13 protein-coding genes and 4 pseudogenes are annotated in these 14,327 nt (G+C 46.4%); 15 read left to right on the plus strand and 2 right to left on the minus strand.

Translation table 11 applies throughout. The features are described from left to right. Window positions 1–84 precede the first annotated feature (84 nt). From BLT35_RS26290 to BLT35_RS17710, 8 genes and pseudogenes are all read left to right on the plus strand, one after another. Window positions 85–1,244: pseudogene (locus BLT35_RS26290) on the plus strand (His/Gly/Thr/Pro-type tRNA ligase C-terminal domain-containing protein); the annotation flags it as partial. A 31-nt stretch (window positions 1,245–1,275) separates the two neighbouring features. Further along, window positions 1,276–1,422 carry a hypothetical protein gene (locus BLT35_RS27085; protein ID WP_175472010.1) on the plus strand — a complete coding sequence of 49 codons (147 nt, stop codon included), beginning with the start codon at window positions 1,276–1,278 and terminating at the stop codon, window positions 1,420–1,422. After that, a complete protein-coding gene (locus BLT35_RS17690) occupies window positions 1,397–2,089 on the plus strand; it encodes a response regulator transcription factor (RefSeq protein WP_062408328.1) in 693 nt (230 codons plus the stop codon). The genes BLT35_RS27085 and BLT35_RS17690 overlap by 26 nt, the downstream gene beginning before the upstream one ends. After that, window positions 2,086–3,168 (plus strand): sensor histidine kinase, encoded by a 1,083-nt coding sequence (locus BLT35_RS17695; RefSeq protein ID WP_074729213.1) that lies wholly within the window; start codon window positions 2,086–2,088, stop codon window positions 3,166–3,168. The genes BLT35_RS17690 and BLT35_RS17695 overlap by 4 nt, the downstream gene beginning before the upstream one ends. Window positions 3,169–3,298: 130 nt before the next feature. Next, window positions 3,299–4,615 (plus strand): cell wall-binding repeat-containing protein, encoded by a 1,317-nt coding sequence (locus BLT35_RS17700; protein WP_083351329.1) that lies wholly within the window; start codon window positions 3,299–3,301, stop codon window positions 4,613–4,615. Between the two features lie 147 nt (window positions 4,616–4,762). Further along, a pseudogene (locus BLT35_RS28070) lies at window positions 4,763–4,897 on the plus strand (IS110 family transposase); the annotation flags it as partial. A 27-nt stretch (window positions 4,898–4,924) separates the two neighbouring features. Next, window positions 4,925–5,041 (plus strand): hypothetical protein, encoded by a 117-nt coding sequence (locus BLT35_RS28075; protein WP_437438533.1) that lies wholly within the window; start codon window positions 4,925–4,927, stop codon window positions 5,039–5,041. Window positions 5,042–5,075: 34 nt separating this feature from the next. Beyond that, window positions 5,076–5,588: pseudogene (locus BLT35_RS17710) on the plus strand (transposase); the annotation flags it as partial. A gap of 150 nt (window positions 5,589–5,738) precedes the next feature. Here BLT35_RS17710 and BLT35_RS17715 read toward each other — a convergent pair. Then, the gene (locus BLT35_RS17715) at window positions 5,739–6,530 is read right to left on the minus strand and encodes an isochorismatase family protein (RefSeq protein WP_254777600.1); all 792 of its coding nucleotides are present in this window, start codon (window positions 6,528–6,530) and stop codon (window positions 5,739–5,741) included. Window positions 6,531–7,054: 524 nt separating this feature from the next. Here BLT35_RS17715 and BLT35_RS17720 point away from each other — a divergent pair. The 4 genes from BLT35_RS17720 (at window position 7,055) to arsC (ending at window position 10,942) form a co-directional block, all read left to right on the plus strand. Then, window positions 7,055–8,530, plus strand: coding sequence for a stalk domain-containing protein (locus BLT35_RS17720; RefSeq protein ID WP_074729215.1), 1,476 nt, complete (start codon window positions 7,055–7,057; stop codon window positions 8,528–8,530). 317 nt (window positions 8,531–8,847) lie between these two features. After that, window positions 8,848–9,162, plus strand: coding sequence for an ArsR/SmtB family transcription factor (locus BLT35_RS17725; RefSeq protein WP_074729217.1), 315 nt, complete (start codon window positions 8,848–8,850; stop codon window positions 9,160–9,162). Between the two features lie 12 nt (window positions 9,163–9,174). Further along, the gene (locus BLT35_RS17730) at window positions 9,175–10,485 is read left to right on the plus strand and encodes an arsenic transporter (protein ID WP_074729219.1); all 1,311 of its coding nucleotides are present in this window, start codon (window positions 9,175–9,177) and stop codon (window positions 10,483–10,485) included. 31 nt (window positions 10,486–10,516) lie between these two features. Continuing rightward, window positions 10,517–10,942: an arsenate reductase (thioredoxin) gene (arsC, locus tag BLT35_RS17735; RefSeq protein ID WP_062408334.1), complete on the plus strand. Its 426-nt coding sequence runs from the start codon at window positions 10,517–10,519 to the stop codon at window positions 10,940–10,942. A gap of 231 nt (window positions 10,943–11,173) precedes the next feature. On the opposite strand, the gene BLT35_RS17740 is transcribed toward arsC, so the two are convergent. Then, on the minus strand, window positions 11,174–11,791 hold the full coding sequence (locus BLT35_RS17740; protein WP_074729221.1) for an RraA family protein: 618 nt from the start codon (window positions 11,789–11,791) through the stop codon (window positions 11,174–11,176). Window positions 11,792–12,411: 620 nt separating this feature from the next. Between BLT35_RS17740 and BLT35_RS17745 the strand changes: the two are divergent. The 3 genes and pseudogenes from BLT35_RS17745 to prpF all read left to right on the plus strand — a co-directional run. Beyond that, window positions 12,412–12,810 (plus strand): annotated as a pseudogene (locus tag BLT35_RS17745) (aconitase family protein); the annotation flags it as partial. Window positions 12,811–12,884: 74 nt separating this feature from the next. Then, window positions 12,885–13,079 (plus strand): hypothetical protein, encoded by a 195-nt coding sequence (locus BLT35_RS17750; RefSeq protein ID WP_054818582.1) that lies wholly within the window; start codon window positions 12,885–12,887, stop codon window positions 13,077–13,079. A 22-nt stretch (window positions 13,080–13,101) separates the two neighbouring features. After that, window positions 13,102–14,271, plus strand: coding sequence for a 2-methylaconitate cis-trans isomerase PrpF (prpF, locus tag BLT35_RS17755; protein ID WP_074729223.1), 1,170 nt, complete (start codon window positions 13,102–13,104; stop codon window positions 14,269–14,271). Window positions 14,272–14,327 lie beyond the last annotated feature (56 nt).

The following is a 14,327-nucleotide window of genomic DNA, read 5'->3' on the forward strand; positions in this document are numbered from 1 at the left end:
TTTCAGTTCTGCTCTGGTCAATGTTAATGTCTCCTGTCCCATAGTGACATTATCTCAGAACAGTTACAGGATGACATTATCACAGACGAACAACACCTGGTCGAAATCATTACACTTGACAGCAAGGATGGGCTGGAGGTCTATCGCCACAGTACGGCGCATTTTGATGGCGCAAGCCATGAAGCGCATATACGGGGATAAGGCCGTCAAGCTCGGAATAGGCCCCGTTATCGCAGACGGGTTTTACTACGACATCGACATTGAGAAGCCGCTTGCAGTGATTACCATATATACGCAGGGAGAGTTTTCAGACCTTTGTCGCGGACCGCATCTGCCCTCCACCGGCCGGATCAAAGCATTCAAACTGATGAATGTTGCCGGAGCTTATGGGCGCGGTGACTCAAAGAATAAAATGCTTCAGCGTATTTACGGGACTTCATTCTCGAAAAAGGGGCAGCTCGATGAGCATTTGAAACTTCTTGAAGAAGCCAAAAAGCGCGATCACCGGAAGCTGGGCAAAGCGCTCGGATTGTTTATGTTATCCGAAGAAGCGCCGGGTATGCCATTCTACTTGTCAAAAGGGATGGTCATCCGGACCGAGCTTGAAAACTTCCTGCGCAATATGCAGCAAAAACGGGATTATGAAGAAGTGCGCACACCGTTTATCATGAAACAAAGGCTGTGGGAGAAGTCAGGCCACTGGGATCATTACCGTGAAAATATGTACTTTACCGAGGTTGACGAAACAAAATTCGCGCTCAAACCGATGAATTGTCCGGGGCACACTGGATTTTCAGATGCCGGAGAAATTTGACCTGTCGTACATCGGCGAAGACAACAGGAAATACCGGCCAGTCGTGATTCATCGTGCCGTATATGGTTCCATTGACCGGTTCATTGGCATTTTAACGGAACACTACAGCGGCGCATTTCCGCTTTGGCTTGCGCCGGTTCAGGTGAAGCTGCTGCCGGTGTCGGCTCCATTCCTCGACTATGCTTTTCAAGTGAAGGCAGCGCTCCGGAACGCTGGTATACGGGTCGAGGTCGACGGGAGTAACGAAAAATTGGGCTACAAAATCCGCGAGGCTCAGTTGGAGAAAATTCCTATTATGCTGATACTCGGTGAAAACGAGGCAACCTCCGGTACAGCAGCCGTCAGAAAACGCGGGGAAGGGGATCTCGGGACAAAAAGCGTGCAAGAGATCGCTGAGCAGATCTGCAAAGAAATTCGCGAAAAAAAGTGACGGCTGGCGCGCTGTTTCACACGAAAATAGGATGAGCAGGGAACAAGGTTATTATCAAAATATAAGCGAATGGAAAGAATTGTTGGAAGCCTACATCATTTCTTCACAAGTCAGTGGTAAAGTAATCAAAGAAACGTGTTTGGAGGATGGTCATGAAAACGATTTTGGTGGTGGATGACGAGGAGAAAATTCGCGATGTCATGGTGTCCTATCTTAACAAGGAAGGGTTTAAAACATTAGAAGCGGCAACCGGAAAAGAGGCATTGTATACTCTGCAAAACCTGCCGGTCGATCTCGTCATACTCGATCTCATGCTGCCGGATATGGAGGGGGAGCTTGTATGCCAAACCATACGTCAAAACCATTCCGTTCCAATTCTCATGCTTACCGCCAAAGTGTCGGAAAACAATCGAATCAAAGGCTTGTCCATTGGCGCCGATGATTATGTGACCAAGCCTTTCGATCCGCGCGAGGTCGTGGCCAGGGTCCGGGCGATCCTGCGCCGAACGGATGACCGTCATTTGCTTGCTGACCGCATAGCCTTCAACAATGGCCATTTGGTGATCGATTCGCTGAAACGAATCGTCCTTCGCAATGGAGAACCGGTGAATTTAACGCCGAACGAATACTCGCTGCTCCTTGCTTTGGCTAAATATCCTCAGCGGCATTTTTCACGTGAGGAATTGGCAGATAAAGTGCTCGGTTATGAATTCGAAGGCGATATTCGGACCATTGACCAGCATGTTAAAAATATACGCCACAAAATCGAGCCGGATCCGAAAAACCCCCGATATATCGTTACAGTTTATGGTTACGGTTATCGCTTTTCAGGTGGTGCCCGATGAATAAGCGATTGCACACCCGTCTGGCGATGCTGATCATTGCAATAGCGACGGGCATTTTATTGATTTCGACGGTCAGCATTATTTGGGGAACCCATTATCATATTTCCATGTATCAGGCACAGGCTGCAGGCGCGCATCATGATTTTCCGCAGCTGGGTTATCACTTGGAACAGGCGCTCATTCAATCGATCTTGTGGACGTTTGCCGGTTCCATCGTCCTTTCGGTTCTGATCGGTTTTTATACAGCGAAACGTATTTCGGCCCCCCTTGTCGACATGAAACGGGTCGCGGAACGGATGTCGGACGGCCAGCTGGACGCCAGGGTGAAACTCGACGGCAAGGACGAGCTTGCGGAATTGGGCAGTTCGCTAAACAAACTGGCCGAGCAATTGCACAAACAAGAGCAACTTCGGGTCACCATGACCGAAGACATCGCGCATGAACTTCGAACGCCGCTCGCCACTTTAAAAAGCCATATGCGGGCGTTTGAAGACGGCGTTTGGGAACCGACTCCGGAACGCATCCATTCCTGCTACGAAGAGATTGAACGGTTGACGGACATGGTAGCAGAACTGGAAGACCTGACCCATATGGAATCTCAGGCATTTCATTTGGAACGAAAAGAAGAGCCTCTGGTTTCCATGATTGCCAAAGGGGTGGACTTGGTTTCCGCTGCTTATCTTGAAAAAAAGATTAAGCTTTCGTTTAGCTGCAGTCCGGACATCCGGATTGTTGCGGACCGCAAACGCATGATTCAGGTGTTGGTCAATCTGCTTGGCAATGCCCTCAAATACACTCCGGAGAGCGGGGAAGTGCGAATTGAAGCTGTAGAGGAGGAACAATACGTACTTATTGCCGTTCAGGATTCGGGCAGCGGTATTGCGCGGGAGGATTTGCCGTATATTTTCGAGCGGTTTTACCGGGGGGACAAGTCGCGAAACCGGAAAACCGGCGGCAGCGGTTTGGGGTTAACCATCGTAAAGAAGCTGGTTAACGCTCACGGGGGACAGATTTGGGCGGAAAGCAGTCAGGGGACCACGTTTTATATCCGAATTCCTAAAGTAAGCCGTTCTTTTTAACCGGCAAATCATCATTCTTCACAAGATCTTCAAAAGCGGTGGTTATTCTTATTGCAGCGGATTGGTTTGGACATTAGCGGGCACAATCTCGCAAAATGAAAAACCGTAAAGACAGGAAGGAGGCTGTGTAATGAAAAAAACAATGAAAGTCGGAATTGTTTCCGTGGTTACGGCCTTGGCCTTAACGGGATGCTTCCATGCTACGGATTCTTCCCCGCAGCACGAGGGGCATAACATGGGGAATGCGGAGCAGCAGGCCGGTTCCGGACAAAGTCAACCGGTCTTGGCGGTTAACATGCCGTGGGTGGGATCGAAAAACACAACACGCATCAATACGAGTGATCCCGCGGAGGCGGCCGTGCTGGTTTCGCGAACGTTGTGGATGGCTACCGGCGACGAGAACAGACCGGGCGGTGTCGTGCTCGCGAATCCGGACGATTGGCAAACGGCGCTTGTCAGTGCGAATCTGATTCATCATCCGAATAACGGCCCAGTGCTTTTCGTGGATAAAGACGGGATTCCCGAAGTCACCTTGAACGAGTTGAAGCGGTTAAAGCCTGCAGGTGTGCCCATGAACAACGGTGTCCAGGTCATTCTGGTCGGTGATCTCGATCCAAAGGTAGAGGAACAGGTGAAGGAGCTTGGGCTGAAAACGGACAAGATTGCAGGCGGAAATCATGCGGCGGTGGCCAAAGCGGTTGATGCCTATTATGCGAATGTCACTAAAGAGAATCCTCCTTCAGTGATCGTGGGTTCGAAGGATAGCCAGGAATATACCATGCCTGCCGTAAACTGGATCGCCCATATGCCGGAACCGCTGCTTTATGTCACAAAAGACGAAATTCCGCAGGAAACCGTCGATGCTTTAAAGACGCGGGGAGGCAAAGCAAACATCTATATCCTTGGACCGGAATCGGTGGTATCGGCCAGTGTGGAAACCCAATTGGGGCAATTCGGAAGGGTCGTCCGGATCGCCGGGAAAGATCCTTACGAAAATGCCGTTGCCTTCGCGAAATACAAAGATCTCGTTACGGATTTTGGGTGGGGAATAACAACACCGGGACACAACTTCTCTTTCGTGAGCAAGGATTCCCCGGCTTTGGCCCTGGCTGCCGCACCGTTCTCCCATTTGGGCAAACATGCGCCGATGCTTTGGACGGATAAGGACAGCATGCCGGAGGCCGTCATGTCCTATGTCATGTCGATTCAGCCGAAGTATAAGAGGACTCCTGCGGAAGGACCTTACAATCATGCCTGGTTAACAGGGGGCGAAGACGTGCTGAGCGCCGCGGCACAAGGGGAAATAGATGCCATGCTGGAGATCGTCTCCGAATCCGGAGCAGGCCATGGAGGACATGGCAGCGGCAATGCCCATGCGGGAACGCAGCCTGATACGGGTGGAGGAAACGGACACGATATGGGCAGCATGCCTGGAATGAAGCATTGAATAAAAGCAGCTTGAAACGGCGAAAATACGCAATCGATAAGAAAACATAAACGCCTTTTACATGCTATGAATGAAAAAAGCGCCTCCTGTATGCCGGGTCTCGGAATGATGCACATTCACTGCCCTAATTGAAGGAGGACGTTCTACATGAAGTATAAGCAATCCAAAAAGCAAAATCAACGCATTCTACAAAATACCGAATCGACCCTTGTGGTCGGAGCCGACATTGCCAAGAAAACGCATGTCGCCCGAGCCGTCGATTACCGCGGAATCGAGCTCGGAGTCTTAGCGAAATCCAATGCGGAGTTTGTGAACAGAACGAAGCGTATTGTTGCCGAATTAGGCAAGGAAATCGCAACCCCCGATGAAGCAAGAAAGATTTTGAAATTAACCAAGACACCCCAACTTGGAGAAGTTTTCAAGTGACCAAACCCGAAAACAACCAAGGGAGGAAGTCACTTTGTATATTCTCCAAGTATGTCTGTTTTCCTTCGAAGAACTATTAAAAATACAACCCAAGGAGCGATTGCCCATCTTATTCAGCTCTCTCGATCTGAGGCCGTATGCCAAGGAATTGAGGAGCCGTTCACCCCGAGGCGCTGACGGATACTGCAGACAAGGTATTCTACGAGCACTCTTGGCTGCGCCACTTGAAGGAATCGATACCTTTACGGGATTGCATCATCGTTTGGATACGGATCTCCGGTTTCGTTATCAGTGTGGTCTTCCTCTGGATCGGGAAGCTCCCTCCATATCCACATTAAGCCGAGTTTTCGCGGAACTGACGAAGAAGGGCTTGGCAAAACAGCTTTTTGAGGATTGGTCACACGCTGTCAACAGGAAGGCATCCTGGATGGCAGTAACGTCGCCATTGACAGCGCCGCTCTCCGTGCTTACGAGAAAAAGCAACCCAAACGCAAAAGCGCGCAAACGGGCAATTGCAAACTGGGGCGCAAAATTTGATTCCTTCGGTAAAATTAGAATAATAAAGGACTGCCCGTTATTCAACTAACGAAAGTCCGCATGTTAAATAAAGGAGTGGAACCCCGAGGCCGATCGGGATTATTTTTATGCCCGGGAATGGGCGGGAAGGAGTGACTGATCTGGGACTGCGATGTTTATTTTAAGTGGATTCGAGGGAAGGCTTCATATTTTTCAGTACCTTGTCGGCGTTCACGACGTCGGCGTATCTCGCATTTAAGTCCAATAGGGTGATGTTCTGGATTGTCTGATTGCGGTCGCCTACCGCCTCCTTTGGAATGATCACCTTGTATCCCCTCTGCAGCGCTTCGACAGCCGTCGCCCGGATGCTTCCGCTTGTCGTCGCACCCGCGAGAATCAATGTATCGATTTGACGCCCCTTCAAAAAATCTTCCACCGAAGAATTGTATAAGTCCGTAATGTAGACCGTGGGGTTGATAAGGTCGTAGGGATAATCGGCAAGCTTCGGGTGAATATGGACCCATGTGCTCTGATGATCCAATATTTGGAGCGACGGAAACTTCTGGCTCCATAAACGGGACACCTGATGGCTTGATTCATAAATGGTCATGCTGAAAATAACCGGGATACTGTGGGAAAGCGCCTCTTCGATAAGCTGCTGTGTCACGCTTACCTGATCCTCGATTTCAATAGACAGCTGTGACTGCGGGTCTGTAAACGCTATAGTTAAGTCCCGGATGAGCAGCGCGGATTTGTTACCGAAGCCGGTTTGCCCTGAGAATCCTTGATTGGAATAAAGATGCTGAACCTCATCCAGCATGTATCTTCTTTGTCCGCCGGGAGTATACATGACCTTCAAACCGTACCCCTCAACGGTTCCGTTTTTCTCCAGACGCCGCAGGGTGCTTGCCGAAATCCCCAGTAATTTTGCGGCCTCCGATATATTTAAAAGATTTTCATACATACGCTGCATTCATTACTCTTTTCGTATAAACTTGTTAACTATGCCCAAACTTATCTAAATCCATTATAACATAATATTTTTGTTAACCATATGTAGTTTTCATTCTCCATTCAAAATGTAATAAAACATAACATAAAAAACTTGATGCTTGCATTTTAAAGGGATTATTCTAAAAAAAGAAAATGTTGACAGTGTATAAAATATAAAACACAATGAATTTGAAAGGTTTGGTAAGTTTAGTTTGTGGACTCGTGTTTTAAGAAGGAAGCGGAGTAGGGGTTCATCAAGATACGTTGAATTGAAAGTGTAGTTGCTGGCATATACCGCACCTGCTGTTATTGTACTTCCAATTTAACACGCGATTCCGCTAACGGGAAACGATAGTTGAAACATCGAAAGGGGTGCCGCGCGGCATCCCTTCGCTTCGCTAACGGGCAGTTTCGGGTAATAATTATTTCTAAAAAAGGAATTGGTTTGGTGCTCACGAATCATATATTTAATATCCTCAATTTAAAGGAGACTAGAACACAATCATGAAATTATCGATAAAATTATTAGCTGTATTTTCCTTGCTTTCAGTAGTGTTGGGAAATTTAGATACAGCCTTTGCTGGGAATGACTCGATTGGTTGGAAGGATATCGCAGTTGGCGGAGGAGTTAGTCTTGCCATTAAAAAGGATGGGACCCTCTGGGCATGGGGTGAATCAAATCGATCAGGAGTATTCGGTAATGGACAAAAAGGAACGGAAAATCCTATGATTCCAGTTCAAGTTTCAGGGTTAAAAGATGTACGCCTTATTGCTGCTGGTTCACATCATGCTTTAGCAGTGGATAAAGGAGGTTCTGTATGGGCTTGGGGAAGAAATTCTGAGGGTCAAATCGGAGATGGGACGAAAACCGTAATAAAACCTGGACAAGGATCTCAAGTTGTTGAAGACAACGATCGCGTCACGCCAGTAAAGGTTAGGGGAATAGATAATGTTGTTCTTGTTGCTGGAAATTGGAGTAAAAGTTTCGCTGTAACAAGTGACGGTAGTCTTTGGAACTGGGGGAAGTCTCCTTCCAAACTTGATGGTTTTTTTGACATCGTTTCTATCTCCACTGGGTACGGAAATAATTTAATTGCTACAAGAAAAGACGGGACTGTTTGGACACTCGATCAAGGAAAAGCGGTTCAAATTGAGGGTTTAAACGATGTTCTAGCTGTTGCAGCAGCCTCAAGAGATTCCTACGCTTTGAAAAAAGACGGCTCTGTTTGGGTGTTTGGTTCAAACGGGGCAGGTAAGATTGCAGGTGAAACAGTAAATAAGAAATCCAATCCTAAATTAGTGGAAGGTATTACAGATGTTGTTTCCATACAAGCTACTGCAGGCGGACCACTCTATTTAAAAAGAGATGGAACTGTTTGGGCAAGTGGTCAAAATTTAGGCGGACAATTAGGAATAGGATCTTATGAAGATAGCAACGTACCTGTTCAAGTTAAAGGTCTACATAAAATAATAAAGATCGCGGCACACGGTACAGGTTTCCGCTCTATGGCGCTTCGAGAAGACGGGACTTTATTTTCTTGGGGCGGAGGCTATACGGGAGATGGAACTCAATGGTATAGGACAGAACCAGTTTGGATTAAAAGTAATGAGAATGAAGATTTTGTAGACAACTTAATTAGCGTTAAAATTGATGAAAAGGTACTCGAGTTCGAACAACTACCTATATTGGTTGATGGAACAACCTTGGTTCCGATGCGCAAAATTTTTGAATCTTTGGGTGCCGTAATAGAATGGCATGCCGAAACTTCTACAGTAACTGCACATAAAGGGCAAACCACCATACAATTAACGATAGATAGTGATTCTGCAATCATTAATGGTGAATTAACAAAGTTAGATGCTCCACCAATAATAAAAAATGGCGTGACCCTTGTGCCAGTTCGCTTTATCAGTGAATCACTAGGGACAAAAGTTGAGTGGAAGGAAACTACAAAGACGGTGCAAATTACAAGCAACTAAATCATGGGCTTTTATTTTATCGGAACAAATTCTTGTTACAATTCAACGTCAAGAATCTGTTCCGATTCCTGATTTAGGCCAAGAATGTAGTCCGCTGAAGTTCAGTTATGGTAAGGGAGATTTAAACTCATTGCTGATTCGGTAGGGGGTAAATGATAAACTTCTTTACAATCTTTTTAAAATATAATCAATTGATTATATAATTTAATTATTATATATTTATTTTATCATTCATTTGATGTTGACTGTGAGGTGGCTATAACGGTTGAAGTCTTAAAAGACCAAAAGATTTTATAGTGATTTATTGGAGGTTCTCTATGGAACAAATAAATGAAATGTCGGAAAGCTTTAAAATGCTCGGAGACAAAACACGGTTAACGATCATGGCTTTATTGAAAGAGCGGCCGCTTTGTGTATGCGACATCGTTGATTTGTTGGAAACGTCTCAACCGAATGCAAGCCAGCATTTGCGCAAACTAAAATCAGCCGGGCTTGTCAACGAAACACGTAAAGGCCAATGGGTTTATTACTCATTAAATATTGATGATAAACCATATATTCAGACAATTTTAGAATATATCCCGTCATTAAAACTAAAGATCGATCAGAAGAAAAACGACTGTTGCGAATAAGTGGGGGACAACATGGCGATCATCGCATTTCTCATTTTTTTATTTACCTTGACGTTGGTCATCTGGCAGCCGCGGGGACTGAATATCGGCTGGTCGGCGAGTGCCGGAGCTATTCTCGCTTTATTGTTCGGGGTGGTCAGCTTTACGGACGTGGGCACCGTAACCGGTATCGTATGGAATGCAACATTGGCCTTTGTGGCTATCATTTTAATCTCGCTGATTCTTGATGAAATTGGTTTTTTCGAGTGGGCAGCCTTACATATGGCACGGCTAGCACGCGGAAACGGACTCCTTATGTTTGTTTTTATCATTCTGTTGGGATCGGCGGTCGCTGCCTTGTTTGCCAATGACGGTGCAGCCCTGATTATCACGCCGATTGTGCTTGCAATGGTTCGGGCATTGAAATTTGATGAAAGGATGATTTTGCCGTTTATTATGGCCAGCGGTTTTATTGCCGATACAGCATCTTTGCCGCTTGTCGTCAGTAACTTAGTCAATATCGTATCCGCGGATTATTTCAACATCGGTTTTGCCGAATACGCCAGCCGTATGATCGTTCCGAATTTCTTTTCTATCATCGCAAGCCTCGTTGTGCTCTATCTGTATTTCCATAAAAGCATCCCGGTAAACTATAATCTGACCTCATTGAGAAGACCGGAGAAAGCCATTAAAGATCCGCGGCTATTTAAACTATCTTGGGTCATTTTAGCCGCACTGCTCGTCGCTTATTTCGTCAGCGAATTTTTCTCGCTCCCTGTATCCTTGATTGCAGGCATCGCTGCGATTGCGTTTTTGTTTGCTGCGAGAAAAAGCCCTGCAATCCATACATGGAAACTGGTGAAGAATGCTCCTTGGGCAGTTGTGGTCTTCTCCGTCGGTATGTATGTAGTCGTATATGGCCTTCGAAATGCCGGACTTACCGATGCGCTCGGCAGTGTCATTCAAACGGTCTCAGACCAAGGACTTTTTGCGGCTACCGTAGGTACGGGCTTTATTGCCGCAATCCTGTCCTCCATTATGAACAACATGCCAACAGTCATGATTAACGCGCTGGCGATCCAGGGCACTCAAACCGGCGGATTTATTCGTGAGGCGCTCATCTATGCGAATGTGATCGGTTCGGATTTAGGTCCGAAAATCACACCGATCGGCTCATTGGCTACGCTGCTTTGGCTGCATGTGCTTTCTACGAAAAACGTAAAAATTAGTTGGGGTTATTATTTTAAAATCGGCATTCTGCTAACCGTACCTACATTGTTCATTACGCTTACCGGTCTTTATATATGGCTGTATGTTCTGCAGCATCTGCAGATGAATGCATGAATAGTTCAATTTAAAAGGGAGATTGTTCATCATGGAGAAAAAACCGTTAGTTTACTTTTTGTGTACCGGCAATTCCTGCAGAAGCCAGATGGCGGATGGCTTTTTAAAAGCATTAGGTGGTGATAAATACGAAGTAAAAAGCGCAGGACTTGAAGCGCATGGGGTAAATCCTCGGGCAGTACAAGTAATGAAGGAAGCCGGTGTGGATATTAGTCACAATACCTCGGACGTGATCGATCCCGATATTTTGAATCGGGCCGACTATGTCATTACCTTGTGCGGCCACGCCGATGAGCATTGCCCCGTAATCTCCAACAAGAACGTTACAAAATGGCACTGGGGGTTTGATGATCCGGCAAAAGCTGTTGGAACGGAAGATGAAATAATGAGCCAATTCCGTACTGTTCGCGATTCCATTAAAAGCCGGATTGAGCGGTTCGTCAAAGAAGGGGAATGAGCCGAATTCGAATGGAGGATATGGAGGTGGAAGGGGAACTTGATACGATAATCATTGGAGGCGGATAGGCGGCAAAGCTATATTGTTTCCGCCGTTACATAACCTGAGCGGATCGTGCAGGGAATCGGGCGAATGAGGGAATGAAGCCCAACATTTTACAGTAGAGGAGAGAGACAAAAATAAAAGCTGATTTCCGCATAGGAGATCAGCTTTTCTCTTTGCCCATAAGTTTTACTTGGAGAGTATTGAATCAAGATGCTTTCTTATTGCTTCCTGATCCCCGGAAACAAGCTCTTCTCGCTCTTGATCCTTTTTCAACTTATCCAAAGCTTTATGGAGAATCGTTGTTTCTATGTCCTTAGGGACAACGACAACCCCGTCCACATCCCCGACAATGATATCACCGGGTTGGATCGAAACCCCGCCGCAAGAGATAGGTACGTTTATTTCCCCTCCTCCCGCTTTGCCGCTCGCAGCAACCGTGGTCCCTTTGCAAAAGACCGGATAATTCAGTTCCCTGATCCCATGAATATCGCGGATGACTCCGTCAACAACGATACCTTTTATTCCTAAGGTTTGTGCCATGCCCACGACAAAGTCGCCGGCCACTGCACGGTACGTATCTCCTTTAGCATCGATGACAAGAATATCATCGGGTTTAGCTTCGGATATTGCCCGAAGTACAGCGTGATTGTCTCCGACAGGCATTTTAACTGTAAAAGCTCTGCCCGCAACTCTATACTGCTCCTTTAAAGGTTTAATGCCGGGATCCAGGTTATTCATTCCTTGCAAAGCATCGGATATACAAGTGGTCGGAATTTCTTGAAACAAGCTCACAATATCCTTCATCTATGTTCCTCCGTTCTTAACATGAGTAGCTGCCTATTAACATTTAATCATAGAAGTATAATGAATTAAAAATACTAATTTTGCATGGTTAGACATAACCAACTTGCATATCTGATTCGTTCAACTATAGTATGTTATTTATAGATTGGAAGAGGGGGCTAAGACATTGGAGGAACAAGATTGGCTCATATTGCGGGTGCTTTACAAGCATAAAAATATCACAAGAACCGCTGAGGAATTATTCATTTCTCAACCTTCCATCACGAAACGCTAAGGATGCGGAGATCAATAAAGTAGACATCACAGACAAAGAGGGAAACCGCATCATAAGACAAACCTGGATGTTTTACTATAATGAAGCGCTGGAAATGAATACTGTCGAAAGCGTTTGTTCATTTCGTTAAAGAAACCGATTTGCAAGAGTAAAGAAAGAAGTCAAATGAGACAATTGCAGTCTGTCTTGTTTGGTTCTTTTTTTATTTTTAGATATTCCCAATGGGTATCGCCGGTCATAAGGAATTGATATTTTCTTTTAGTTCTGGGTCCGGCCTATAATAATCTCAAGTTCGTTACAACAGGATAGGAGAGGGGGAGACCATGAGAACACCTCAAGATATCTTCAACAAGTTCATTATTACCGGATTCAAACTTTGGAGGAAGCTGGTATAGGCTAAGTATCCAGACTTCCGTACTCGATTAAAATTTTATTGGAGTCAGTATTGCGTCAGTATGACGGAAAAACGATCACGCAGGAGCACATTGAGAATTTAGCGAAATGGGGCACAAAGGATGCGAAAGAAAATGTAGAAGTACCTTTTAAGCCGGCTCGTATGGTCCTTCAGGATTATACCGTCGTTCCTGTTGTCGTGGACTTGGCTTCTTTACGAACCGCCATGGCGAACATGGGCGGAGACCCGAAGCAGATTAATCCGGAGATTCCGGTTGATTTGGTGATTGACCACGCTGAGCAGGTGGATAAGTTTGGGACGCCAGATGCATTAAAGTATAATGTAACGTTATAAATTCATTAAATTTCTAAGTTTAATTCAAAACCGCGATAGACAACAGGCTTGCTGATTATGCCCGGAGTCGATTGCTCGGAGACATCAAGCCGCGGCAGCTTGTTAAAGTAACGGCAGCGGACGAGGATGGAACGCAAAAAACGTTTGAAGCAGCGGTAAGATTCGATAGTGAAGTCGAGATTGATTACTATCGCCACGGTGGAGTGTTGCAGATGGTGCTGCGAAATAAACTGGCGTTGAGTCAAAAAGAAGAGAGGCAAAGATAAAGGAAATGGAGGTACAACGGTCATGAGTAAATGGGGAAAACAAATCAAAATCCCGGCAATATATATGCGTGGCGGAACAAGCAAGGGGGTGTTTTTCGTACCGGATGATTTACCGGCCGATCCAACTGAGCGTGATGGAGTATTATTACGTATTATAGGTAGTCCGGATCCGTATGGTCAGCAGATTGATGGTATGGGCGGGGCTACATCGAGTACGAGCAAGGTCGTCATTATCAGTAAAAGTAATCGGCCGGGATGTGATGTAGATTATTTATTCGGACAGGTTGCCATCGGACAACCGTTGGTGGACTGGAGCGGGAACTGTGGAAATCTTACTGCGGCTGTAGGGCCTTTTGCCATACATAGAGGCCTGGTAGACACTCCGCGGGATGGAGTGGCTGCAATAAATATCTGGCAAGCAAATATCGGCAAGAAGATTATTGCTCATGTCCCGATGAAGGATGGAGAGGTGCAAGAGTTGGGTGATTTCGAGCTGGATGGTGTCACTTTCCCCGCAGCGGAAATTAAATTGGAATTTCTAGATCCGGGTGCGGGCGATGGGGATGAGGAGGGAGGAGCCATGTTCCCTACAGGAAATCCAATAGATGTACTTCCGGTACCAGGTGTGGGAGAGGTGGAGGTCACCTTAATGAATGCCGGAAACCCTGCTATCTTTGTCTCGGCATCATCCTTGGGATTAACGGGAACGGAGCTGCAGCAGGATATCAACGGTAATGCGGAGCTTCTTGCCCGCTTTGAAGCGATTCGGGCTCATGGAGCTGTGGCCATGGGTCTGGCCGATAACGTCGAATATGTCATGACGAAGCGTCAGCACACGCCGAAAATCGCATTTTTCGGAGAACCGGCGAGCTACACGGCGTCCGACGGAAAAGAAGTGCGAGCGGAGGGGATTGATATTTTGGCACGCATTCTTTCCATGGGTAAACTTCATCATGCCATGACCGGTACGGGTGCTGTTGCGATCGCCGCTGCAGCTGCAATTCCGGGAACGATTGTCAGTAAGATTTTAGGTGACACCAAGTCAGCACTTTGTTTTGGTCACCCCTCCGGTACCTTAACGGCAGGTGCTGATGCCGTACAAGAGGAAACAGGCTGGATCGTGAAAAAAGTGGTCATGAGCCGCAGTGCTCGAAGACTCATGGAGGGATCCGTGCTGATCCCTTCTAAATAGTAAAATTGCTGGGACGATGAACGATAAGCGAAGGATACCGAATATTTGCTGGCAGC

Source organism: Paenibacillus naphthalenovorans, assembly GCF_900099895.1.
In the GTDB taxonomy this organism is placed as follows: Bacteria; Bacillota; Bacilli; order Paenibacillales; family NBRC-103111; genus Paenibacillus_G; species Paenibacillus_G naphthalenovorans.